Raw genomic sequence first — 23,360 nt, 5'->3', positions numbered from 1 at the left:
CGTTCACAATCTTAATTGCATTCACATTTTTAATTGCAGCGTTCACAAACTTAATTGTTGATCGCCAACAAAACAACTACCTACTCATAATCACTAATCGGTGCACACGAACACATCAAATTACGATCGCCGTAAACATCGTCGATACGGTTTACCGTTGGCCAGAATTTATTCGCTTTTACTGCTGCGGTTGGGAATACGGCAACTTCGCGGCTGTATGGGCGAGTGTCAAATTCTGGGTCCATGATATCGGCTAGTGTGTGTGGCGCATTGTGCAGTGGGTTGTTGTCTGCTGGCCACTCGCCTGCTTCTACTTTTGCAATTTCACCACGAATGGCGATCATGGCTTCGATGAAGCGATCTAATTCAACTTTTGATTCTGATTCTGTTGGCTCAATCATTAACGTTCCGGCTACTGGGAAGCTCATGGTTGGCGCGTGGAAACCATAATCGTTTAGTCGCTTAGCAATGTCCATTTCCGTTACGCCTGAGGTTTCTTTTAATGGACGTAAGTCGATAATACATTCATGGGCTACGCGGTCATTACGACCAGTAAACAATACTGGGTAATGGCTTGATAGCTTTTTCATCACGTAGTTAGCATTTAACAGTGCGGTTTGGGTTGATTGCTTAACCCCGTTTGTGCCTAACAGTTTAATGTACATCCAGCTGATAGGCAGAATACTTGCACTGCCGTATGGTGCAGCAGATACTGCGCCGTTGTTGTCGCTTTCACGGCCTGGCTTAACCACTACGTGACCAGCTACAAATGGGGCTAGGTGCGATTTAACACCAATTGGGCCCATACCTGGGCCACCGCCACCGTGTGGAATAGCAAAGGTTTTATGTAGGTTAAGATGCGATACGTCTGCACCAATAAATCCTGGTGAGGTTAAGCCTACTTGGGCATTCATGTTGGCACCGTCTAAGTAAACTTGGCCGCCGTATTGATGCACAATTTCACACACTTCACGAATAGACTCTTCGTAAACACCGTGGGTTGATGGGTAGGTGATCATAATGCACGATAAGCTGTCGGCTAGTTCAGCCGCTTTGGCACGTAAATCTTCTAGGTCAACGTTACCTTGCTTGTCACATGCCGTCACAACAACCTTCATACCCGCTAACTGTGCTGATGCTGGGTTAGTACCGTGGGCAGATTGTGGAATTAAACAGATGTTACGATGCGCTTCACCACGAGACTCATGGTATTTTTGAATAGCTAATAAACCAGCATATTCACCTTGTGCGCCTGAGTTTGGCTGAATACAAACCGCGTCGTAGCCAGTAATGTTAACTAAGTAGTCAGATAACTCATTAATCAGCTGAGTGTAACCTTCTGCTTGGTCAAGTGGGCAGAATGGGTGCATGTTTGCAAATTCTGGCCAGCTTACTGGTAGCATTTCCACAGCAGCGTTTAGCTTCATGGTGCATGAACCTAACGAGATCATTGAGTGGTTTAGGGCTAAATCTTTATTTTCTAAACGCTTGATGTAACGCATCATGTCCGTTTCGCTTTGGTAGCGGTTGAACGTTGGGTGCGTCAAAATAGCATCTTGGCGAATCAGTGAAGCTGGGATAGATTCAACCGAACCCGATAAAATAACCTCATCAAGTTGGCTGATTTCTAAGCCATGATCAGCGCCTAAAACAACACTAAATAAAGCTTCAACATCTTCACGAGTCGTGGTTTCGTCTAGGCTAATACCCACAATGCCGTCGGCATCAAAACGTAGGTTCATTTGCGCCGCTAATGCACGCGCTTTTACCGCTTCAACATCTAAGCCTTTAAGTGAAATGGTATCAAACCAAGTGCTATTAACTAACTCAACCCCTTTGGTTTTTAAACCTGTGGCTAAAATATCAGTTAAACGGTTAATACGGCTTGCTATGGTTTTTAAGCCTTTAGCGCCGTGGAATACCGCATAAAAAGAGGCCATGTTGGCTAATAAAATTTGCGCGGTACAAATGTTTGAGTTGGCTTTTTCGCGACGAATATGTTGTTCGCGAGTTTGCATTGCCATACGTAATGCTGCATTACCACGGGTATCTTTTGATACACCAATAATACGGCCAGGCATTGAACGCTTGTGCTCGTCTCTAGCAACAAAGAATGCTGCGTGTGGTCCGCCATATCCCATTGGTACACCAAAACGCTGGGCGCTACCAAATACCACGTCTGCGCCCATAGAGCCCGGAGACTTAAGTAGCACTAACGACATAATATCAGTGGCAACAGTAACAATAGCTTTCTTTTCACGTAACTGTGCAAATAGCTCGCTGTAGTCGCTGATTTCACCAAAGCGGTTGGTGTATTGGAACAACGCGCCAAATAGTTCGTAGTTAACCGCTTCATTTGCTGGGCCAACAACAATGTCAAAACCAAAGCATTCTGCACGGGTTTTAATAACGTCTAATGTGTGTGGAAACACATCGTCTGCTACGAAGAAAGTATTGGCTTTTTTAGCTTTAGAAACACGCTTAGCTAACGCCATGGCTTCTGCCGCAGCTGTGGCTTCGTCTAATAATGACGCTGAAGCAAGGTCAAGACCAGTTAAGTCCATTGAAACTTGTTGGAAGTTAAGAATGGCTTCTAAACGCCCTTGGGCAATTTCTGGCTGGTAAGGAGTATAAGCCGTGTACCAACCTGGATTTTCGAACACATTACGCAAAATAACGTTAGGCACTTCAACGCCGTAGTAACCCATACCGATATAGCTTTTAAATACTTTGTTTTTGTCGGCAATGTTACGAATATAGCGAATACCTTCAGCTTCACCGCAAGAATCACCAATAGTAAGCTCTTGAGGTAAACGAATTTTTCCTGGTACGGTTTGTTCCGTTAGGTCATCTAACGACTCTGCACCGATAAAGTTCAACATTTCTTGCTGCTGTACTTCATTTGGGCCGATATGGCGCGTTAGAAATAGTTCGTGCTGTTCTAATTGTGTAAGGGTCTGCTTGGTCATGATAAACCTTGTTCCAAATGTGTCAGTAATGAGCTGTAGGGCACAGGTACTGGGTATGAATAACAAATAAAAATGTGCGGCGAAGAATAGTACGTTGACGCTAATCAATAAGGTCACAAATCATGTGGTATTGTGCTTATTCATTTAAGGTATTTATTTTGCTGTTGTCACCAACGTAAAGCTTTTAGCTACACATAACAAAGAAGCTCCCGAGGGAGCTTCTCAGTGTCGACAAAAATTACTCTTCGTCGATAACTTCTTGATAGCCTTCAGCATCTAATAAGCTGTCTGCTTCTGATGCGTCAGATGGAATAACACGGAAGAACCAGCCATCGCCATAAGCATCGCTGTTAACTAATTCTGGCGAGTCTTCTAATGCTTCATTAACAGCAACCACTTCACCAGAAATTGGTGCGTAGATGTCAGATGCCGCTTTTACAGATTCTGCAACTGCACAATCTTCACCAGCGGTTACCGTGTCACCTACTTCTGGTAATTCAACGAATACCATGTCGCCTAAAAGCTCTTGTGCATGCTCTGTAATACCTACAGTGTAGCTGCCGTCAGTTTCTAAACGGATCCACTCGTGTGAAGAAGCGTATTTCAAATCTGCTGGAATGTTGCTCATTGTCGTTATCCTTTATTTGGTACTTTAAAGCTTAATCAATAATTTTTATGGGTATTTCTTAAAAGGCTTGCTTGCCATTACGTACAAAGCTTGGGGCAATGACTTTAACCGCAACACGTTTTTTACGCATTTCTACTTCCGCGGTGTCGCCTACACCATTAGGTACACGAGCCATAGCAATAGAATAACCTAAAGTTGGCGAGAAAGTACCGCTGGTGATAGCGCCTTGGTGCTCTACACCGTTTTCATCAGTGAAAAACACTGGCATATCATGACGCAAAACGCCTTTTTGTTCCATCACCAAACCGACTAATTTATCAGTCCCTTCGGCTTTTAATTTGGTGAGTGCTGCGCGGCCAATAAAGTCACGGTCTTCAGGCTCCCATGCGACTGTCCAACCCATGTTTGCCGCTAATGGGTTAATGGTTTCGTCCATGTCTAAACCATATAGGTTCATACCGGCTTCTAAACGTAACGTATCACGAGCCCCTAAACCACATGGGCGCACACCTGCATCTAATAATGCTTGCCATAAAGCCTCAGCTTCGGCTTCTGGCACAATAATTTCATAACCAGCTTCGCCAGTGTAACCTGTGGTAGCAATAAATAAGCTGCCAGCCTGAACACCAAAGAAAGGCTTCATGCCTTCTACTGCGGCGTTTTGCTCAGCATTAAATACGCTAGCTGCTTTGGCTTTTGCATTTGGGCCTTGCACAGCAATCATGGCGAGTTCTGGGCGCTCAGTAATGGCTACCTCAAATGAAGCGGCTTGCTTGTTGATCCAGGCTAAGTCTTTTTCACGGGTGGCAGAGTTAACCACTACACGATAATGGGTGTCGGTTAAGTAGTAAGTAATAAGGTCGTCAATAATACCGGCGTTGTCATCTAACATTCCGCCGTATAAGGCTTTGCCCGGTACTTTAAGTTTTGCGACATCGTTAGCTAAAAGTTTACGTAAAAATGCGCAAGCGTCTTGACCTGTTACGTCAACTACCGTCATGTGTGACACGTCAAACATACCGGCATCTTGACGAACAGCGTGATGTTCTTCTATTTGCGAACCATAGTTGATTGGCATATCCCAACCGTGAAAGTCCACCATTTTGGCGTTTGATTCTAAATGCTTGTTGAAGAGTACCGTTTTGCTAGCCATTCTTATCCCTTATTGTGGGTAGTGTTACGTTAAAAAACATAACCTAGGTATTTGATAAAATGCGGCGAAAATTATACTCGGCAGAGTGAGATTGTATACAAAAAATTTTTCTAATCTGACAACAATGCATTAGATTTACTAATGTGAAGGCTGTAACAAATTTACAGCCTGTTTGAATAACAAACCTTAACCAAGCTTGAACGCCTGATATACAAGCGTTTTTATAAACTAAGAAGGTGAATTCGGCTCACGGCACAGTTTAGGTAATGTTGATTTATTGCCCATGGCTTGTTTCATGAACACTGTTTTTAGTCCAGCAACATTATCAACTAGGCTTAATCCTATGTCTCTGATGGCTTTTTTAAGTGGATTGCGTCCAGCAAACAATCTTTTAAACCCTTCCATAGTGGCAATCATTTCCATTGCATCGGCTTTTCGCCAACGCTCTAAACTGCGTAAATGGCTATATTCTCCAATATCTTTACCCTGTTCATGAAGCTCAACAACCGTTTCAATAATACTGGCTGCATCTAAAAAGCCGAGGTTAACGCCTTGGCCTGCTAACGGGTGAATGGTATGGGCGGCATCGCCTGCTAACACCACACGATGGCGCGCAAAGTGTCGCGCGTATCGCATACGCAGTGGAAAAGCCTGACGCTCACTTACTAGCTCACATACTCCAAGCCTGCTGTCTAAAGCCGCGGTTAGTGCATGGCCAAAAGTGGTGCCATCTAGGGCATTTAAACGCTGCGCTTCTTCAGGTGAAGTCGACCAAACAATGGAGCATAAGTTGTCTTCATATAATGGCAAAATTGCCAATGGGCCATCAGGCAAAAACACCTGACGCGCCTTGTCATCGTGGGGCTGCTCGGTACGAATGGTGGCTACAATGGCGTGGTGGCCGTAGTCCCAAAAGGTCAGTGGAATTTGACATTGTTGGCGCACCCAAGAGTTTGCACCGTCTGCACCTATTACTAATGCGGCTGACATATTGTCGCCATTATCTAAAGTAAGCCAAGCTTCACGCTCGCCAAAAGCAACACGCTGTAGGGTTTGTTGTTGCAGGTGAGTAATATTGGCCAGCTCACTGGCACGCTTGGCTAGGGCAAAGCTAATGGCTTGGTTTTCAATAATGGCACCTAAATGGTTTTCACCTATGCCGTGGGCATCAAACTCAATCTTACCCATGCCGTCTTTGTCCCATACCTTCATTTTTTGATATGGGCTAATGCGTGCATTAGGAATGTATTGCCATGCACCAAGATGAGTTAATAACTGCTGACTGGCTTTATTAATTGCGCTGACACGTAGCTTAGGCTCTCCGGTGGGTTCACTGGCTTCACCTGCGTCAATAACAACAACATTTAAATCGGCCTCAGCAAGACCAATTGCTGTGGCTAACCCGACCATACCGCCACCAACAATGGCTACATCAAAGGTTTGGGTGGTATACATAACAGCGTCCTTTTAATAGGAAAAATTAACTAGCGCCAACCCATGGCGATTTCAGCCACGGGGCGTTTAAGTGGCGGCAACCAAGACAATAATCTAAGCCCTACTGAGCGCCCTGCTACTAACGGCCAATATTGATTCGAAAAACCGCGCACTAAAAATTCAATATTGCTAATGGTGCTATCTCGGTCTTGCTGCCTTGCGGCAAGATATTGATGCACAATAGCCGAGCTGCCCACATCAAATGTTGACTGTTCAGCCACTGAAGATAAACCACTTTGCAGCGCAGCTTTAATCACCTCAATTAAACCCACCACGTCACGTAAGCCTAAGTTAAAGCCCTGCCCTGCAATAGGGTGAAGTGTTTGCGCGGCATTACCAACAAACACACAACGGTGATAAATGGGTCTAGGCATGGTGGTTAAGGTTAATGGGTAAGTCACTCGCTTACCTACTTGAGTAAATTGCCCAACCCGATAACCAAAGGCATTTTGCAATTGTTGTAAAAACTCAGCATCGCTAACTTGGGCTAAATGTGCAGCTTGCTCAGGGGCAAGCGCCCATACTAAAGACATCCTAGCCGACGCCTCTGAGGCTTGACCATTAACATGGCTCATAGGCAATAAAGCTAAAGGCCCGGTTTCAGTAAAGCGTTCGTAAGCCCAATTGTGGTGAGGTTTGGCGGTTTCAACATTTGCGACAATGGCACTTTGGCCAAAATCAATTTGCTCTGCAGTTTGGTTAAGTTGCTGCCTTACCACGGAATTAGCACCGTCGGCGGCCACCAATAACTTGGCGGAAATGGTTGTGCCATCATCTAGGGTTAAATAATGGGCGTCAGTTTTAGGCAATAATTGGTTTAATTTAGCCGGACAAAATAACTTAATATTAGCTTGTTGAAGCTCCTCAAATAACACCGAGCCGACTTTGGCTAATTCGACAACCTGTCCTAATGCATCTAACCCTAAAGGTTTGGCATTAAGCTCTGTCATGCCAAAGTGGCCTCTGTCAGACACGTGAATATCGTTAATGGGTGTCCCTAAATGCTTTAACGCTGGCCATATGCCTAATTGCGTTAAGGCGAAAATAGACCCATGAGCAATAGCAATTGAGCGAGCATCAAACCCCGGGTGGCTATCATCTGCCTGATGCGCTTCAATCACCGCAATAGAAAGCGGCTTAGATAAGCTATGGTTTAAGTTGGCTAGCCCTAAAGCTAGCGTGGCACCGGCCATAGCGCCGCCCACAATAACAATATCAAATTCTTGGCTAGGAGAGGTTCCGCTCATTGTTACGACTCAGTGTAAGAGGGTTATGCCTGTAAAATACGATTAACTAATCGCACGGCTAATGAATTGTTTTACTGTCTTCGCTGTTTTCGGTGTTATCCATTTCAGGCTCTGGGCCGAATTCTGAATAACATAAAATGGCAGACATTTTGACAAACTCTTGCAGCTCAGTGTAAGCCGTTTCTGATTCTTCATCTTCAGCCACATCAAATTCAACCTGAGCAATTTCAGCTAAATCTTTAATCACTTCTTTTACGTCTGCAGAAGCTTGGTTCAACTTAGGTTGAATAATAGCAATGGCAGTTAAAAAGCTTTGCGTCCATAACGATAACGCTTCAACGCGGTGCGATAGAGACACTTCTTCCTCTGGCAACAATAACGTGAAGCCAAATTCAAAATCGGCCAATCTGGTTACCGTGTCTTGATATAAATCAGTAATAAGTTGTAGAAGCTTGGGCTCAAGCGGTTGGCCGTCATTCATCAGGTCGATTAATGGGCCTACCCAAGTTTGATTTTGCTGATCAACACCGCCACAAATTAACCCAACTAAAGCACCATGAACTTCAACGGGATGCTGGCCAATCTCAGCCGCATCTAGGGCTTTTTTAAGGTTTTCTATACATAATGAAGGTGGAGTTGCCATGATACTTTCCTAAAGGGCGATAACTGACACAATGCTAGCAGAGTTCGCTATTTGCGCCAAATACTTGGCTGATAGTTGTGAGATTAATGGGCAATTTGCTCAGACATCCAGCAAATAGTGAAAAAGGCGCGTGCTTGCCTTGCTCTTTTAAATTTTGCGCTATATAGTTCGGCTTTACCAATACTGGCTTTTTAGAAGGATTTCGTTGCGAACTTATGAGTACCAGCGCTGTTGAGATCACCCTTTTAGGGCGCACTTACTCTATCGCATGTCCAAAAGGACGCGAGGATACGTTACGCACCGTCGCCAATGAAGTTGAGTCACAACTCACTAATCTAAAAACCCGTACCAATAATTTAAGCCGTGAAGAATTAGCCATTATGGCCGCGCTAAATATTGGTAATTTGTTGATTGAAGAAAAACAAAAAAATCAACAGTATATGTCGCAAATGGACGAGCGAATCTCATTGTTGCAAGCAACATTAGAAAATTCGTTGATTGAACGAAGCACCAAGGACGACTAACATTGTTTTTGTAAAACTGCTGTAGCGGTTTTACCCTGTTTTGCTCCCTGTGGTATGCGTGCGCTGGTAATGTCCCTGTGCCGATATTTACAAACCCAGGGTGAATGTTTTCATTGACATTGAGCATGCTCGGCTTGTACCGAGAAGCCTTAGGAGATGAACATTTACCCGCCTTGAACCTACGGTTCAAGGGCTTACACCGGTCACGGTACCTTGGGGAGCATCCTAATTTAAGTAACACCCTTCCCCTCTATAGTCCTTATCTTTTAAAACCTTTAACCCAAAAACGCGATACACCCTTACACAAATTAAACCAAAAAGTTAATAAACTATTAACGCAAGGTAATATTTGAATCCACACCCACAACAGCATTGTTAGATAGGTTATATTTCTGGTATAACACCATGAATTATAATAAGTTACTAATTTATCATGTTTGCTATTTTACCCAAAAGAGCCAATAAACTTTATTGTGTTCTTGTTATTCTTTTGGGGCTTTCAGCCTGTTCTTCTACACCAGAAACGTCAGCTCAAAAACCCGCTATTACTATTCCTGCAGCATTAATGCATTTTCCGCTTGATAGCCGATTTACCGGCACAGATATCGTTGACACCCAGCTCAGCTTAGCCGACAGAAATTTATATCTGGATTTCAACGGCGAAATTAAGATGCTATCTGTTAACCAATGCGATTTAGACATTTCTGCCCACCGTGGCGATTACCGTGAACCAGAAAGCGGCCAAATGGCAATTGCCAGTGCGTTGGTAGACAACTTCAACAGTGTAGAAATTGACGTTATGTTGCTAGGTGACGGCACTTGGGTAAACCATCATGATGAAGAAACAGGCCGAGCAACGGTGCACTATACCGGCAAAAAGTTCGAGCTTGATCGCATGAACCTATCGCAATACAAACAACTCAAACTGCGTGATAAGTCGACCAATGATTTAGTGAACGTTAGGCCCATTACTGCATTAGAAGCGTTTCAAACCTTTGCTTATTACCGCCAAGGTGAGCAGCAACTCAATGTAGAAGTAAAAGCCAAAGCCAATGGAGCTCAACTAGCTCAGCTTGATAACATGCTTAGAGAAACCGTTGGGCTTGGACGGTATTATTATTCTTCTTCTGAAATGGACACACTTACAAAACTGCGGGGCATTAACCCCATTGTGTATTTAGGTTTCGTGCAAAAAGCGCATCCCACCAGTGTTGATATTATGGTGGCGAATATGAAAAATGGCGTAAAAAACGACAATTACTACCTTGATAACCAACGCAACTTTGACCGAGGTAGCCAGTACGGCACCAAGCGATATCGTAGCCGTTATAAGGATTACACCAGCCATTCCTCGCTTGTTAACATTCAACGTAAATTAGGCTTACATTCTGGGTTACATCTAGATATTCGCAGTTATATGCAATCTCCTGCGGTAAAAAGCCGGGCTAACAAACTTGGCATGAAAGTCTATACCTACACCATTAATGGCAGCCCATACCACCAGCAACAACTGTTGCGGTTATCGCTCTCTCATCTTCCCAATGGTGTGATTGTTGACGCCACACCGTTTGCCATTTGCCAGCAGTTATTTAAAGCTGCTAAACCAGCGGGACGCCACATTGCGACCTCTGACATAGGCCGTTATATTTCATCGCTACCCATTGATGCCAATTTTGATCTGTTTGATCAAATGCAGGGTTATCGCCAAGAAGGGATGTATTTAACCTTAGATGGCCAGTTAAAGGCGATCAATGCCCCCTCTGCTCCCGCAAAAAACCAAGTGGCAACTAAAAAGACAAGCCAAGAAACTCAAACCGCGCCAACTGAAGCACCCTTTAGCTTCCCGACCATTGTTGATGAAAAAATAGACCGCAACACCGGCGACACTATCATCATTACTTTACCGACGAAACAGCATGAACAATAACAATAACAGCCCTTTCTCAAGCGAGTTACTTAGTAGTAATCCGACTCAAGAAAAAATGGCACAGGCTGAAAGCCAGTTAAAAGTCACTCAAAAAAAACAGCAAATTAAATCTAAAAAAGCGACAAAAAAGTCACAACAAGACGCATTAATTATCGCCAAGGGTAAACCTTTTTGGTGGATGCTCACTTTATTTATTTGCTCAGTGGTTTATTTATTTCCTGAAGCCATATTTAACGCCGCGTTAGTCGATGTGGCAGGCGGTAAAAATGCCACCGAAGATGAACTACACGCCGTTGAGCTTTTTGGCCGAACCATTAGCGGTATTGGTGTAACACTATTGTTAGCCGACCTGCTATTAAAAGGCCGCTTTTTAACCTCAGCTCCAAGAGCATTAGGCAGTTTTTGCGTATTGGCCATTCTAGTATGGCCAACGGTATTTTTCGGCCAAAAGTGGCTAGTTGACCAGTTTATTATCAACCCATCCAGCCCTGCTGAGCGCCAACAAGCTTACCTATCGCAAGTACTACGTAGCGCCTTAATAGAAAAGTCTATTGAGTTTGAGGGCATAAACTATAACCCCGAACTCCCCCACTCTAGCGTTGAAAAAACCTTCTTGTCGGTATTTGGTGGATTAGTGTATGCCGACGACACCCTAGTGGCTGAGCTAGAACAAAAAAAGCGCTCCATCATGGAGAAATTTGTTCGTGATAGAGCCATGTCAGGTTTCGATGAAAACTATCAACGCTATGCTGATTTCAGACAAGACTTACAACGTACTTACACTGACTACTTATCCGGTTCAAAACGATATAACGACGGTGTAAACAGTGCAGATTCTCGGGCTGATGAGTATTGGGTCGATACCCAAAATCAAGTCAGCCAAGGTTGGCAACAATACCAGCAAGGGGTAACAGCCTATGAAGCTCGCGTTGAAGCCAGAGCCCAAAAACTGGCTCCAAAACTTTATGACTTTTTTGAGCGTCGTAATAAATGCGGCGAAATGAAAAAAGGCAGCCGTCGTGACAACTGTTATGAACGTTTGCAAAACAATTACGATAGCGAGCTAGAAAAATACAGCATGCCATACATTCCACCGAATGAATGGTTAATACGTGAAGAAATTACCACCGCAGAAAACGTTGGAAACTCTATTATTTCAGGGGTAATGACCTTTGGTTTATTTACCGCAATGCAGGCCATTGATGCAGCAACAGGCGGTGATGCAGGTATTAAAGATCATCGTATGGTGTATACCAGTGACGTGAATCATTACAAACAAATCTTAATGGTGAAAATGGAAGGTGACTTCATAAAAGACTCCGGTGGCTATCCGTTAGGTATTGAAGACATTCACCAGTTTAGACACCATGAAATCACCAGCCAAAAAGTCAGCGTTAAATTAAAGCCAAAAGGGCTTACCCTACCTAATGACTGGCGTATGGCTGATAGAAATGGCTTTAACAATGCGGTAGCGAAAAAAGTTAAACAGGAAGCTGATCAACGCTGGCGCAATGAAACCGCTAAAAGAGGCTTTAACGCCCCGCCAAATTTGACCTGGAACGAGTTTCAACGTCATAAACAAACCCAGCAGCGAATTAAGTCAGAAATGGCTGAGCTGTACGTGTCGCCTATGCTTGCCGACTGGAATAACAAGCAATTTCTTCGTCAGGTTATTGAGCCGAATATTCAACGTAAAACCTCTGAATTACTCACGATTTTAGAGGCTCAAAAAGCGGAGTTTGCTGACGGAGGCACCTTTGAAGAGTCAGGTAAGTCAGCACTTAGAGCCACTATAGTGCCCCCCATTTCAATGGCAATTAGTTTGGCGCTTGTCTTGCTAACGGTGTTAAAGCTGCCCTTAAAAGCAGCTGAGTTAATTAAGGCAAGAAACCCTGCATCAACCACTAAAAAGTCACCTAAACAAACCATAATCAGTATGGGAGTTTCAGGAGGTTTAATGGCATCAATTTTTGTTCTGCCAATGACCTTTAGCAGTAATGAATTCACCTTAGAAGACAGCGCAACACAATACTTTTTTGAACAAATGGAGCAAAACGATGCAGCCAGTGTTTCTTATGCCCTGCGCTGGTTGCTTACCACACAACCTATAGTACAGCCCATTGGTGCCACACTGGATGAAGTATTAAAAGTCAGTAAAGGGTTTGAGGCCATTAGTGCGCCGTTTCACCATATGGATGCCGCCATAATGGGTAAACTCTCTCCCTCAAATTCAGCGCCTACCTCAACCTCAAAGCAGGCGACAGCAAGCAAATTACCGCTAACGATTCATAGCAATATTCAAGGCGCTAAAATTTCGGTAATGAACATAAAACCTAAGTATGCAGCAGGAATGAAATTACCTGCTGGAAACTATGACATTAAGGTTTCAGCGCCCGGATACCAAACCGTTAGAAAATGGGTCACGCTGAATGAAAACAATACCGAGTTTTCAATTAATTTAACCCGACAATAGCCATACAGCAGTCATCAATTTTACTCATCAGTATTAGGACAAGTTAAGTGAGTCAATTACAAGAATTTCAGAGCTTCATACGTCAAAATGGTAAAAACCTCACCATGGTTGACGTGCCAGTAGTACTTAGTGATGAAAGCATTAAAACCACTAATATTAAGTTTCATTTTGGATGGACAATCGAGATTGGCGTAACCAAACATCAACACGGTGGGCACTGCCCAGCGGGCATTCAATCAGGAAGTTCGTCACAAGCGTGCGATTGTGCCCACAATAAGGCCAAAGAATACGTAAGCGGTGAAAATGGATTTTTTAATGAGACTTTTAAAAAAATCTTAACCACAGATGTCGCCAAAAACTTCATCATTAAAGATACTAATTTAGGGTCTGCGCCAGATAGCTATGTGGGCGAAGATGTTTGCCATATCTGTGACGGTTGCGGTAAGTGCTCATGTTCATCGTGTAATGGTAATGGCTCAACCTCATGTTCATCTTGTAGCGGTAGTGGCCGTCAACATGTGACTAGGCAAGACCACAATAACCGCACGGTTTACTCCACTGAGTCTTGTTCATCATGTTATGGCAGCGGCTCAAAAACCTGTTATACCTGTAATGGCTCAGGTAAAGTCACCTGTAAAACCTGTGATGGCGGCGGATATTTATATTACAGCTACACCATTGATGGTGATGCAAAACGTTCCACCAAATGGTTTATTAATAGCCCTGATTATCACCAGTGGATAATTGATTATGTGACTAATGCGGGCTTAAACATTATCAACAATGTCAGTGACGTAAATGAAATTGACGTTAATGAAGCGCTGAATGGCTGCACCTTCATTTATGGTTTTACCGCTAATTTACCTACCCTTCAATATACGGCGACCATAGATAAAACCGATACGACCATGTGCTTTGCTGGCACCAAAAAGGTCACCCATAATGCTGGTGGCGTCTATGATCCTGCAGTATGGAAAAATGCCAAAAAGTTAGCCGCCGGCGACAAAGACGATGACAAAAAAGTACTGGCTATTCCGGCCATTAAAAATATTATTGAAGCTCATCAAACCAAAACAAAAATTCCATTACTGACTGAAAACTGGGTGTCAAAAGATATCAAAGAGGCGGTCGTCACCAATTACCAAACTCTGGTATCGCAACTTCAAAAGCAAAATAGCAAAGGCTTTGCTTGGCAGCTCATTAAAGGCATTGTTAATTGGGGGCTTATTTTAGCTATAGTTGCTATGTGTTTTGCCATGCTAGCACCTGAAATGATTTATGATGCTGAGTATCGCTCAGGCCTGATAAGTCATTATCAATTTTTTATTGATTTACTGTTAGCAAAATTCAGTCTCTACGGGCTACCCGTATGGACAAATTACCTGATCTTCCTTGCATGGTTTGGCGGATTATATGCCGCTATTCCCAAGTTGTATTGGAAACAAATTAGCCAACAAAAGCGTTTAGGGTTAACAGTATTTTCTGGCTATGTTTTTTCATACATGACACTCAAGCTTCTTGCTGTCCTGTTAAGCATTAGTCACTACCCTTTGTTCCTCACTAACATGCTAGTGGGTGGCGGGTTACTGTTGAGTTTATATTTGGTTTTTGTCGGCTTTTTTGGCCCTAAAAAGTGGTACTTTAAGATTCTGGCTGGCTTAGTGGCTATTGTCGGTGTTGCAGCACTGCAATTCGGCTTAGAAACCGCCAGCGCACAAGTGCAATTTATGCCAGAGCACTATACAAATTACTCACGATACTTAGGCAGCACTCTGCAACCCGCTATTCAATATATCAGCTTTATTTATATTGAAATTGCCGTTTTAGCGGTATTTATTGGCATTATTGCCACTAGAAGACGTTTTTGGAAAAAGGCAAAGACTGCGGTTTCAGAATACGATTGTGCAGTATTGCTTAAATCATTAAAACTGGATAAATAACTATCCAGTTGAGCGGCAGGCTTAATTGATGAATTTAGCCTGTCGCTCTTTTAAAATAGGTTTGAACGCAGTACTCTAGCCTTAATCAACATGGCAAGTAGGAGTACAGCCAACAATGAGTATGACCCGTTTAAAGACCAAACCCACAGTGGTCGAAGCCCGTTTTTCTCGCACTCATTCTGTCGATATCACTCACTTTTCTTCTATTAACAAGCCTACCATTCATGACTCGGTGCAGCATGAACATCATATTAAAGCGCATAACACTCTGAGCATTGTGGCTGATGAAAACCAACATTTAGAGATTGAAAACTTACCGCATCAAGATCATGGGTTTGAGCTGAGCGATCAAGAGCGTTATGCCTTGTTTGATAGCCAAGGCATGAACCGAGACTTTATACGTCGGCATATTCGCCAAGAACGTAAAAGTTATACGGCAGCAGAGCAACACCAACTTTCATTAATTGCTAGCCGTCATATGCTAGCAGAGATACAACAAAAGAATGCTAAAAACGTTGCGCTGTACATCAGTCATGACGGTGAGTTGTCAACCCAAAAGCTGATAGAGGCACTGTGGCACATAGGGGTTAATACCTACTTACCTCGCTTACATCCATTTTGTCCTGGGCAGCTACTTTTTTGTCATTATCATAAAGACTCTGAAATGACCTCAAACCAATTCGGTATTTTAGAGCCTAAATTGAATGTCCAAGAGGTCATTCCTGTAACTCAACTCGATATTATTGTGACCCCATTAGTCGCATTTGATGATAGATGTAATCGTTTAGGAATGGGCGGCGGCTATTACGACAGAACCCTTAGCAACTGTATAGATAACAAACCTTTGGCGATTGGCTTTGCCCATGACTGCCAGCAAGTTAGCCACTTGCCACTTGAGCGTTGGGATATTCCACTACCATTAATTATCACCCCAACAAGACGGTTAGCTCGAACTGAGTAATTCCTAATACATTTCACCCTAAGAATTAAACCCAATACAGTAAACCCCATAGTACGTAGGTAATATGGGGTTTAATTTATTGATAAAGAACCAGTAAGCTTCAGTCTGGCTTCGTCATTACTATTTTGAGTAAAACATTAGTGAATTCTTATCGAATAGTATTGCTGAACTATTAAGCCAAATGCCTTCCACCATCAACAGCAAAGCTGCGACCGGTAACGTAACGGCTATTAATAAGGTATTCAATTAAACTAATCATCTCTGAATTACCGGCTTCCTTGGGTAAAATCGCTTTCGATAACGCTTTGGCTTTGTAAGCGTCGTCGTCACCTTGATTAAATAAAATCATCGCTGGCGCAATAGAGTTTACTTTGACATTTGGGGCTAACTTAGCCGCAAAAGACAGGGTTAAATTATGCAACCCTGCTTTACTTGCCGCATAAGCGATATGCTTTTTACTGCCTTTTTCAGCAACGTAATCAGTAATATGAATAATGTTAGTTGCGCCAATAGCATCATCAGCTGCTTGCTGGGCACTTTGGCAAAGTAAGTCAGCAAGTGCCATATTGATAATATAAGGCGCATTGACATGAATTTGCATCATGCGATTAATAATGTCGCTACTATCTTTGTCTGCACTTTCAGCCAGCCAGTCAGACGCATTATGAATAATACAATGTAACGCCGAGTGAGATTTAACTTGAGCAATTAATTGGTCAATTTCATGATTAATTGTTAAGTCACATTGAATAAGGGTTGCCCCCAACTTTTTAAGTTGTTCAATGCTGTCATAATGGCGACGATAAGTACCAATAACATGATCACCCTGGGCTAAAAAGTGCTTAGCTAAAGCATAACCAATTCGCTTACCAACCCCTGTAATTAACACCGTTTTATTCATGTTATCTTCCAATTAAGTTATTAAATTTCACTACCTTAGCATACTTTATCTTCAACAATCTATGCTGTTGCAAACTTGAGATTATAGCAGCTAAATACGTCACCAATGTGTCAATAAGGTACGAAAAAGCGGGCTAAAAAGTTCTTTAAAAGCGGTATTAAATAAAGCGCTAAATGAGTAATAAAGCTGAAGTATAAATTTTTAATGTAACCCAATCACATTTAATTAACTTTTATCAGCTGACAAAAATAATCATTACAGTAACTTGCATATAATTTTAAACAATTAATTATCTGTAAGACTGGAGTGACATGATAAAAAACAACCTGTTCTGTATAACCTTCTTATTTTGCTTGCTATCTAGCTTTCAATCTTTTGCCTTTGCACACCTTCCTCAATATCCTGAGCAAGACGCTTCTGAACAGATTGGCTACTACAGTGGCGTTAAAGATTTGCCACCGAATAAAAATTGGATGAACAACTTACCCCCAAAAGTAGAAATAAGAAGCATATCAATTCCAGGAACTCATGGTTCAGCGGCTCGCATTGGTGGAGATGCCGTTAGAAACCAAACATTAACTATTACTCAGCAATTGAACGCTGGTATACGATTTTTAGACTTAAGATTACGTCACATTAATAATGGATTTGCACTTCATCACGGCGCTTACTTTCAAAATAGAGTGTTTGATCAAGCATTAAATGATATTAAAACATTTTTGCATGAAAACCCGAGTGAGTTTGTATTCGTAAGAGTTAAAAAAGAGCACACAGAACTGAATAACAGCAGAAGTTTTGAAGAAACCTTCAAAGCATATGCAGAGAATTACGCAGACATCATTTGGGATATATGGTCTCCCGTTTTTAATACTAACCCCAACGTAGAAGAGGTAAGGGGTAAAATCATTTTTCTTCAGGATTTCAAATCAAAATTTTCAATTTTTGGGGCAAACTATCATGGCTTCAATATCCAAGATAATTTCCATTTGAGAACAAACTGGGACTTATACAGTAAATGGGAAGGTGTTAAAACACATATAGAATTAGCAAATAACAATCGGTATGGCTATTCTGGCTATATTAATCAACTTGCCGGAAATACAGGAAGTTTTCCATATTTTGTTGCTAGCGGACATTCATCTCCAAGTAATAATGCACCTAGATTACTAACAGGATTAACCACTCCTGGATGGGAAAATAGTTACCCAGACTTCCCTAGAGTGGGTTGCTTTATAGGCATTTGTTCTATCGCTTTTGAAGGAATAAACACCTTAACTAAAAATTATCTACGTAATAACCCCTCCATTCAATATGCGGGAATTGTGGTAGCAGACTTTCCTAGCGCCGCTTTAATAGAAGAAATTATCAACTTAAATAAGCGACGTGGTTTTTGGGATGAAAAGGAACAGCAAGAAAACTAAGCCTTAAAGTATTAAAAAGTATCTCCGTAGAACAGAAGCTTAAAAACAATCATCGCAGCACAAATAAAGCGACATATTAGCTTTATTTGTGCTTTTTTAGTTGTTAGTTAGATTTCAGTTTGTTTAGCATTACCGTTAACTCATCAATTTTATCATGTAACTTCTGCACCTCCGCAGCACTAGCTGGCGCCACATGACATGAATCAATCTCAGGTTGTTGTACCTGTTTGGCCAAAGCCTTTTCTTCATTCATTATCCGACTTTCTTCACCCATCACATCTAACACGGCCCCAACCATCATATTTAAAAAGGTAAAGGTGGTTAAGAATATAAAGCTTAAATAATAAATCCAGCTTAACGGGTATACCTCCATGGTCTCATACATAATTGAGGTCCATGACTCAAAGGTTGATACCCTAAACAGGGTCAACATAGCTATGGACACATCCCCCCATAAAAAATCATTGATATGGGCGAAAAACATACTTCCCACAGCACCATAAATATAAAAAATCACGAACATTAATAACGCAATGTAGCCCATTCTTGGGATGGCTTTCAGTAGAGCGTTTATCAGCATTCGTAACTCAGGCACCATCGAAACTAAACGTAGCACCCTGAAAATACGTAATAGTCTAGCGAGTAAAATAGTTGAACCACCTAACGGCACTAAGCTACCAATAACAATAATAGTGTCGAAAATATTCCAACCTTGAGAGAAAAAGCCTTTTGCGCTTTCACTGGCCATATAACGAATAATAAGCTCGACCAAAAAGAATACAGTGATAGCAATATCTAATGCCCATAAAGACTGTTCAAGCCAAAGCGGGAGTTGATAAGTATGAGCACCAATGGAAAGAGCTGAAACCACAATCACAAAAATCACAAACCCTTGAAAGGTTTTACTACGGTCAATGCGTTTTAGTTTCTCTTGCATGGTTGCAACTGACATATAAATTAACACTCCAAGACTGATAAGGTTACAACGAAAAATTTGGCGGGAGCCTACATAAGCAGGCTTAATTTTATCTTAATTCAACAGAATGATTCATTGAAATGATATTAAAACACTAACCGGTAATTTATGATTTGTTTAATGCAAGCGGAAACAGCGCAATGAGTTGTGTTCCGTTATCAAAGTCTGAGTTGAGCTGTAAACTGATATTTTGAATATCTGCTAATCTTTTAGCGGTTAACAAGCCTTGCTTAATCTGCCCTGTTGTTTGTTCCATTGCTGGGCGTTCAAATGCCACTTTACACTCTGTGTCGGTGATCATCTCGACCATGTTAAATTCACAATGAACATGGGTTTCACCCATATTCACTTTTACCGTGATGGCCGAACCTCTTGGGGCGATGAATATAGCATACTGGAAAAGAATATTAACCAGTGTGCGAGAAACGGTTTTCTCAGCTAACACCATTACGTCGGGTTCGTATAGACGCTTTATTTCTAAATTACATTTCTTGAGTTGGACAAAGTTCATTGATATGGCATTTTCGACCAATTCAACTAACTCAAATACCGCAGGCTTTACGGTGCAATGTTGATTATCAAGGTCATGCAACCCAACAATGACATCCACTAACTCTTTAAGTCTTTCAGTGCCATGCTCAATAATTTGGCTAATAGTTTCGACCTGATTTTTCTGATTAGCGCTTTTAAACATTGCTTGAGCAGACTCACTCACTAGGGTGAGTTGATTTTTTAGATGGTTTTGCAATAAATCGCTATATTCAGCTTTAGCTCTAATTGTTTCATAAATCGCGTCTACCCGCTCATTGGCTTGTTTTTGGGCGTTTATATTTTCAACATGAGTATTCACTCGAATCAGTAACTCATTCGGTGCCACGGGTTTTCTGATGTAATCAACCGCACCAAGCTCGAACCCTTTAATGACACTTGAGCTGTCATTTTCACCGCTTAGAAATATCACCTTTATATGGCGCGTTTTAGGCTGTTGCATTAACTGTTGTAACATCATCATGCCGTCCATCTCGGGCATCACAATATCCAGTAAAATTAAATCAGGTATCGCCTCTGTCTGGCATGTTTCTAGAGCAATAATAGCCGAGTTCGCTAAGTTAACATCATAATGAGGACTGAGCAGATCAAATATAACCTGCCTGATCACGGGGTCGTCATCAACAACCAATATGGATAACTGCTCAAGCGGATTTGGAATCTCGACCGCTTCCAAAGTAAAGTCATGGGTGGTTTGAAGTAATGGTTGCACCCCTTCAAAGGGTTTATTTAAAGCCCGTATCATTCTTTGCTGGAAGATTTTGTATGAAAAAGGCTTAACAATGTATTGTGAAATACCTGCTTGAATTGCCTGCTTCACCGCTTGCTGTTCCACCATACTTGAAACCACAACAAACGGAATATGCGCCCATTTCGACTCTGTTTGAATTTGCTTCAGCAGTACTAACCCGTCCATTCGAGCAGGCTCTAATTCGCACACAATAACATCCACTTGATGCGATGATAAGTAACTGACTGCACTGGCCGTTTGTTTGGTTTGATACACGTGTTTAACCCCCATCTGCATAAGCATAGAGGCGATTACAGTGCGTAGGTTATCAACGCTTTCAATCACCAACACATTTAGCTGTTTGATGTCCTTATTCATTTCTAGATGTGAAATACTCGCTCCTAAAATCGTTAAATTTGGTACAGCTCTAAGGGCAAATTGTCTGGGTCATTAAAAAAGGTAAACTTTTTACCGGTAAACTCATCCACTCTTATGGGTTCAACCTCAACATCAAATGCGGTTAAATGCGCTACAACCTGCTCAATATTTTCAACTTTAAAGGCTAAATGACGTAACCCTTGAGCCTCAGGGTAACTAGGCCTTGGAGGTGACTGGGGAAATGAAAACAACTCTATTTGGCTACCGTCAGGTAATGCTAAATCTAATTTATAAGAATCTCGTTCCGCACGATAATTCTCAGCAATAATCGTTAGCCCTAAAATTTCGGTATAGAAATATTTTGACCGGTGATAATCAGCGCAAATAATCGCCGCATGATGTACACCTAAAAGTATCGGCATATTATTGGTCACTTTCTATTTCATCGGTATTTCGATTATATTCATTAATCATGTAAATTAATGCCTCTTCTTCAGAGCCTGTAAGTGTAGACCAACTGCTGACATTATCTGTTAAATTGGCTTGCTGAAAAGCTGCACTCACTGAAAACCAGGCCTGCGGTGCTAATTCATATGCACGAATTTCACAGGTATTTTTTTTACAGCTAACGCTATCCACCTTAATATTGTGACTGTCAATTTGATTAGCAAGCATCTCATGTAACTTTAGTTCTTGTTGCGTTGCCCAATCATAATCGACTTCATCTTGATGATGTCGCTGAAATAACTTCACCAATTCACCTGACTGTTCGGCAATTACACTTGCAAACGGAGCCGGAATATATTGCTCAGCTTCCTCTAATGATAGTGTATAAAATTGATCATCCTGGCCGTCAAAGCCCGAAGTCCCCTCTGCCGGTTCAACCTCTACATCTTGATAAGCCATTTCAACCTGTTGCTCTAATAATCCCATAGACGATTGCATTGATTGAATAAGGCTATCTTTTTGAGCAAGTTGCGATTTAAGCTGTTTGATTTCTTCTGTTAACAAGGCGATTTCAGCAGATGAAGTCTCTTTTGAGGTGGAAATTAACTCTGACCCCATTTTAGCAGCTGTACTCACTTGTGGGGTATCTGTATCGACAACGGCTAATTTTGCTTTACCAAGTTGTAAGCCAATTAATAAGCTGCCTACCGCAAGTAATACACCAATAATCAGTAAATTTAGATGTTTCATCTCTATTCCATTAGTCAGGTCTTCATAGTGGTACAGTTTAAATACCAGCTGGACGATAAATTTAATATTTCAAGCTACCTGTGTTTATAGACAATTTCAATCAAAGAAACCGCTAACAATATTCAACTATTTCCATCATTACATTTTTTCAACTTCGACGATTCCCCCTCGCTCAACGAAGGTGTCTGAGGCTAAATCAATGGCTCAATCACAAGCGAATAGGCTTTTTTTAGGATAAGGATTGGTCAAGCTTTTAAATCTTGCTAAAATCGGCGCAAATTTAGAGGAGTCTTTACAATGTCAATGTATGTAGTGGGTCATAAAATCCCAGATTCAGATTCAATTTGTGGTGCAATCGCATTAGCGTACTTAAAAAATCAAATTGGCGAGCCGGCTATTGCGGCACGTCTTGGTGAGCTTTCACCAGAAACGGCGTTTATTTTAGACAAGTTCGGCTTTGAAGCTCCTGAGTATAAAACCAGCTATGCTGGCGAGAATGTTTACATTGTTGACCATTCAGAAGTCACCCAAGCACCAGACGATATCAGCGAAGCGACGATTGTGGGCATTGTTGATCACCATAAATTAGGTGATTTAACCACCTCTACACCGCTTGAGTGTTGGATCCGTCCTGTAGGTTGTTCAAACACGGTTATTAAAATGATGTATGACTTCTACCAAGTCGAAATTCCTGCCAATATCGCAGGCATCATGATGTGTGCAATTTTAAGTGACACAGTGATCTTTAAATCACCAACCTGTACCACTGCAGATATTCGCTGCGTTGAAGCATTAGCTGAAATTGCCGGAATTGAAGACTTTAAAGCAGTAGGTATGGATATGTTTAAAGTGAAGTCTGCCGTTGAGGGAACGCCTGCGCGTGACCTTGTTATGCGTGACTTTAAAGACTTCAACATGAACGGAAACTTAGTGGGTATTGGCCAACTAGAAGTAATCGATCTATCTGTTTTTGATTCTATAAAAGCCGAGTTAGAAGCAGATATTGCCGCACTTAAACAAGAAGGTAACCGCCACACTGTAATGCTATTGCTAACCGATATTATGAAAGAAGGCAGTGAAGTATTAGTGGTTTCTGACAGCGCAGACTTAACTGAACGCGCCTACGGTAAAGCAACCTTAGACGGTAAAGTATGGCTTGATGGCGTACTGAGCCGTAAGAAGCAAGTTGTACCAGCGTTACAAGACGCCTTTGCTTAATCACCTAAGGTGATAAATAATTGAGTTAGCC

18 protein-coding genes and 1 other RNA gene are annotated in these 23,360 nt (G+C 41.9%); 8 read left to right on the top strand and 11 right to left on the bottom strand.

Annotated features, from left to right (window positions below; genetic code table 11):
* Positions 1-80: 80 nt before the first annotated feature.
* The 6 genes from gcvP to L2672_RS06585 form a co-directional block, all read right to left on the bottom strand.
* On the bottom strand, positions 81-2,969 hold the full coding sequence (gene gcvP / locus L2672_RS06610) for an aminomethyl-transferring glycine dehydrogenase (protein WP_248995039.1): 2,889 nt from the start codon (positions 2,967-2,969) through the stop codon (positions 81-83).
* A 238-nt stretch (positions 2,970-3,207) separates the two neighbouring features.
* Entirely contained in the window at positions 3,208-3,597 is a 390-nt protein-coding gene (gcvH, locus tag L2672_RS06605) for a glycine cleavage system protein GcvH (RefSeq protein WP_248995038.1), read from the bottom strand.
* Between the two features lie 58 nt (positions 3,598-3,655).
* Positions 3,656-4,750, bottom strand: a complete 1,095-nt coding sequence (gcvT, locus tag L2672_RS06600; protein WP_248995037.1) for a glycine cleavage system aminomethyltransferase GcvT — start codon at positions 4,748-4,750, stop codon at positions 3,656-3,658.
* Positions 4,751-4,978: 228 nt separating this feature from the next.
* Positions 4,979-6,205, bottom strand: coding sequence for an FAD-dependent oxidoreductase (locus L2672_RS06595; RefSeq protein ID WP_248995036.1), 1,227 nt, complete (start codon positions 6,203-6,205; stop codon positions 4,979-4,981).
* A 29-nt stretch (positions 6,206-6,234) separates the two neighbouring features.
* Positions 6,235-7,491 (bottom strand): 2-octaprenyl-6-methoxyphenyl hydroxylase, encoded by a 1,257-nt coding sequence (gene ubiH / locus L2672_RS06590; protein WP_248995035.1) that lies wholly within the window; start codon positions 7,489-7,491, stop codon positions 6,235-6,237.
* A gap of 58 nt (positions 7,492-7,549) precedes the next feature.
* A complete protein-coding gene (locus L2672_RS06585) occupies positions 7,550-8,134 on the bottom strand; it encodes a UPF0149 family protein (protein ID WP_248995034.1) in 585 nt (194 codons plus the stop codon).
* Between the two features lie 215 nt (positions 8,135-8,349).
* On the opposite strand from L2672_RS06585, the gene L2672_RS06580 reads away from it, so the two are divergent.
* The 6 genes from L2672_RS06580 (at position 8,350) to L2672_RS06555 (ending at position 15,959) form a co-directional block, all read left to right on the top strand.
* Entirely contained in the window at positions 8,350-8,658 is a 309-nt protein-coding gene (locus L2672_RS06580; RefSeq protein ID WP_248995033.1) for a cell division protein ZapA, read from the top strand.
* 41 nt (positions 8,659-8,699) lie between these two features.
* A non-coding RNA gene (gene ssrS, locus L2672_RS06575) (6S RNA) lies at positions 8,700-8,882 on the top strand.
* Between the two features lie 209 nt (positions 8,883-9,091).
* The gene (locus L2672_RS06570; protein ID WP_248995032.1) at positions 9,092-10,585 is read left to right on the top strand and encodes a glycerophosphodiester phosphodiesterase family protein; all 1,494 of its coding nucleotides are present in this window, start codon (positions 9,092-9,094) and stop codon (positions 10,583-10,585) included.
* Positions 10,575-13,058: a PEGA domain-containing protein gene (locus L2672_RS06565; RefSeq protein WP_248995031.1), complete on the top strand. Its 2,484-nt coding sequence runs from the start codon at positions 10,575-10,577 to the stop codon at positions 13,056-13,058. Before L2672_RS06570 ends, L2672_RS06565 begins: the two co-directional genes overlap by 11 nt.
* A 47-nt stretch (positions 13,059-13,105) precedes the next feature.
* On the top strand, positions 13,106-14,998 hold the full coding sequence (locus tag L2672_RS06560; RefSeq protein ID WP_248995030.1) for a hypothetical protein: 1,893 nt from the start codon (positions 13,106-13,108) through the stop codon (positions 14,996-14,998).
* A 115-nt stretch (positions 14,999-15,113) separates the two neighbouring features.
* Entirely contained in the window at positions 15,114-15,959 is an 846-nt protein-coding gene (locus tag L2672_RS06555; protein ID WP_248995029.1) for a 5-formyltetrahydrofolate cyclo-ligase, read from the top strand.
* Positions 15,960-16,131: 172 nt separating this feature from the next.
* Here the strand turns inward: L2672_RS06555 and folM are convergent, their stop codons facing one another.
* The gene (folM, locus tag L2672_RS06550; protein ID WP_248995028.1) at positions 16,132-16,860 is read right to left on the bottom strand and encodes a dihydromonapterin reductase; all 729 of its coding nucleotides are present in this window, start codon (positions 16,858-16,860) and stop codon (positions 16,132-16,134) included.
* A 311-nt stretch (positions 16,861-17,171) separates the two neighbouring features.
* On the opposite strand from folM, the gene L2672_RS06545 reads away from it, so the two are divergent.
* Entirely contained in the window at positions 17,172-18,281 is a 1,110-nt protein-coding gene (locus L2672_RS06545; RefSeq protein ID WP_248995027.1) for a phosphatidylinositol-specific phospholipase C, read from the top strand.
* A 103-nt stretch (positions 18,282-18,384) separates the two neighbouring features.
* Here L2672_RS06545 and L2672_RS06540 read toward each other — a convergent pair whose 3' ends face one another.
* From L2672_RS06540 to L2672_RS06525, 4 genes are all read right to left on the bottom strand, one after another.
* Positions 18,385-19,233, bottom strand: coding sequence for an ion transporter (locus L2672_RS06540; RefSeq protein ID WP_248995026.1), 849 nt, complete (start codon positions 19,231-19,233; stop codon positions 18,385-18,387).
* 130 nt (positions 19,234-19,363) lie between these two features.
* Positions 19,364-20,914, bottom strand: a complete 1,551-nt coding sequence (locus tag L2672_RS06535; RefSeq protein WP_248995025.1) for a response regulator — start codon at positions 20,912-20,914, stop codon at positions 19,364-19,366.
* 32 nt (positions 20,915-20,946) lie between these two features.
* Entirely contained in the window at positions 20,947-21,330 is a 384-nt protein-coding gene (gene gloA2 / locus L2672_RS06530) for an SMU1112c/YaeR family gloxylase I-like metalloprotein (protein ID WP_248995110.1), read from the bottom strand.
* A gap of 7 nt (positions 21,331-21,337) precedes the next feature.
* Complete coding sequence (locus L2672_RS06525; RefSeq protein ID WP_248995024.1) at positions 21,338-22,111, bottom strand: hypothetical protein; 774 nt, start codon at positions 22,109-22,111, stop codon at positions 21,338-21,340.
* A gap of 297 nt (positions 22,112-22,408) precedes the next feature.
* On the opposite strand from L2672_RS06525, the gene L2672_RS06520 reads away from it, so the two are divergent.
* Entirely contained in the window at positions 22,409-23,329 is a 921-nt protein-coding gene (locus L2672_RS06520; RefSeq protein ID WP_248995023.1) for a manganese-dependent inorganic pyrophosphatase, read from the top strand.
* Positions 23,330-23,360 lie beyond the last annotated feature (31 nt).

Source organism: Shewanella gaetbuli (assembly GCF_023284065.1).
Taxonomy (GTDB): domain Bacteria; phylum Pseudomonadota; class Gammaproteobacteria; order Enterobacterales; family Shewanellaceae; genus Shewanella; species Shewanella gaetbuli.
The sequence above is the reverse complement of the archived record's forward strand: the minus strand, read 5'-3'. Positions and strand labels throughout refer to the sequence as shown.

Excerpts from the sequence above, each read along its gene's own strand:
- gcvP (WP_248995039.1), bottom strand. The coding sequence starts at position 2,969 with ATGACCAAGCAGACCCTTACACAATTAGAACAGCACGAACTATTTCTA.
- gcvH (WP_248995038.1), bottom strand. The coding sequence starts at position 3,597 with ATGAGCAACATTCCAGCAGATTTGAAATACGCTTCTTCACACGAGTGG.
- gcvT (WP_248995037.1), bottom strand. The coding sequence starts at position 4,750 with ATGGCTAGCAAAACGGTACTCTTCAACAAGCATTTAGAATCAAACGCC.
- L2672_RS06595 (WP_248995036.1), bottom strand. The coding sequence starts at position 6,205 with ATGTATACCACCCAAACCTTTGATGTAGCCATTGTTGGTGGCGGTATG.
- ubiH (WP_248995035.1), bottom strand. The coding sequence starts at position 7,491 with ATGAGCGGAACCTCTCCTAGCCAAGAATTTGATATTGTTATTGTGGGC.
- L2672_RS06585 (WP_248995034.1), bottom strand. The coding sequence starts at position 8,134 with ATGGCAACTCCACCTTCATTATGTATAGAAAACCTTAAAAAAGCCCTA.
- L2672_RS06580 (WP_248995033.1), top strand. The coding sequence starts at position 8,350 with ATGAGTACCAGCGCTGTTGAGATCACCCTTTTAGGGCGCACTTACTCT.
- L2672_RS06570 (WP_248995032.1), top strand. The coding sequence starts at position 9,092 with ATGTTTGCTATTTTACCCAAAAGAGCCAATAAACTTTATTGTGTTCTT.
- L2672_RS06565 (WP_248995031.1), top strand. The coding sequence starts at position 10,575 with ATGAACAATAACAATAACAGCCCTTTCTCAAGCGAGTTACTTAGTAGT.
- L2672_RS06555 (WP_248995029.1), top strand. The coding sequence starts at position 15,114 with ATGAGTATGACCCGTTTAAAGACCAAACCCACAGTGGTCGAAGCCCGT.
- folM (WP_248995028.1), bottom strand. The coding sequence starts at position 16,860 with ATGAATAAAACGGTGTTAATTACAGGGGTTGGTAAGCGAATTGGTTAT.
- L2672_RS06545 (WP_248995027.1), top strand. The coding sequence starts at position 17,172 with ATGATAAAAAACAACCTGTTCTGTATAACCTTCTTATTTTGCTTGCTA.
- L2672_RS06540 (WP_248995026.1), bottom strand. The coding sequence starts at position 19,233 with ATGTCAGTTGCAACCATGCAAGAGAAACTAAAACGCATTGACCGTAGT.
- L2672_RS06535 (WP_248995025.1), bottom strand. The coding sequence starts at position 20,914 with ATGAATAAGGACATCAAACAGCTAAATGTGTTGGTGATTGAAAGCGTT.
- L2672_RS06525 (WP_248995024.1), bottom strand. The coding sequence starts at position 22,111 with ATGAAACATCTAAATTTACTGATTATTGGTGTATTACTTGCGGTAGGC.
- L2672_RS06520 (WP_248995023.1), top strand. The coding sequence starts at position 22,409 with ATGTCAATGTATGTAGTGGGTCATAAAATCCCAGATTCAGATTCAATT.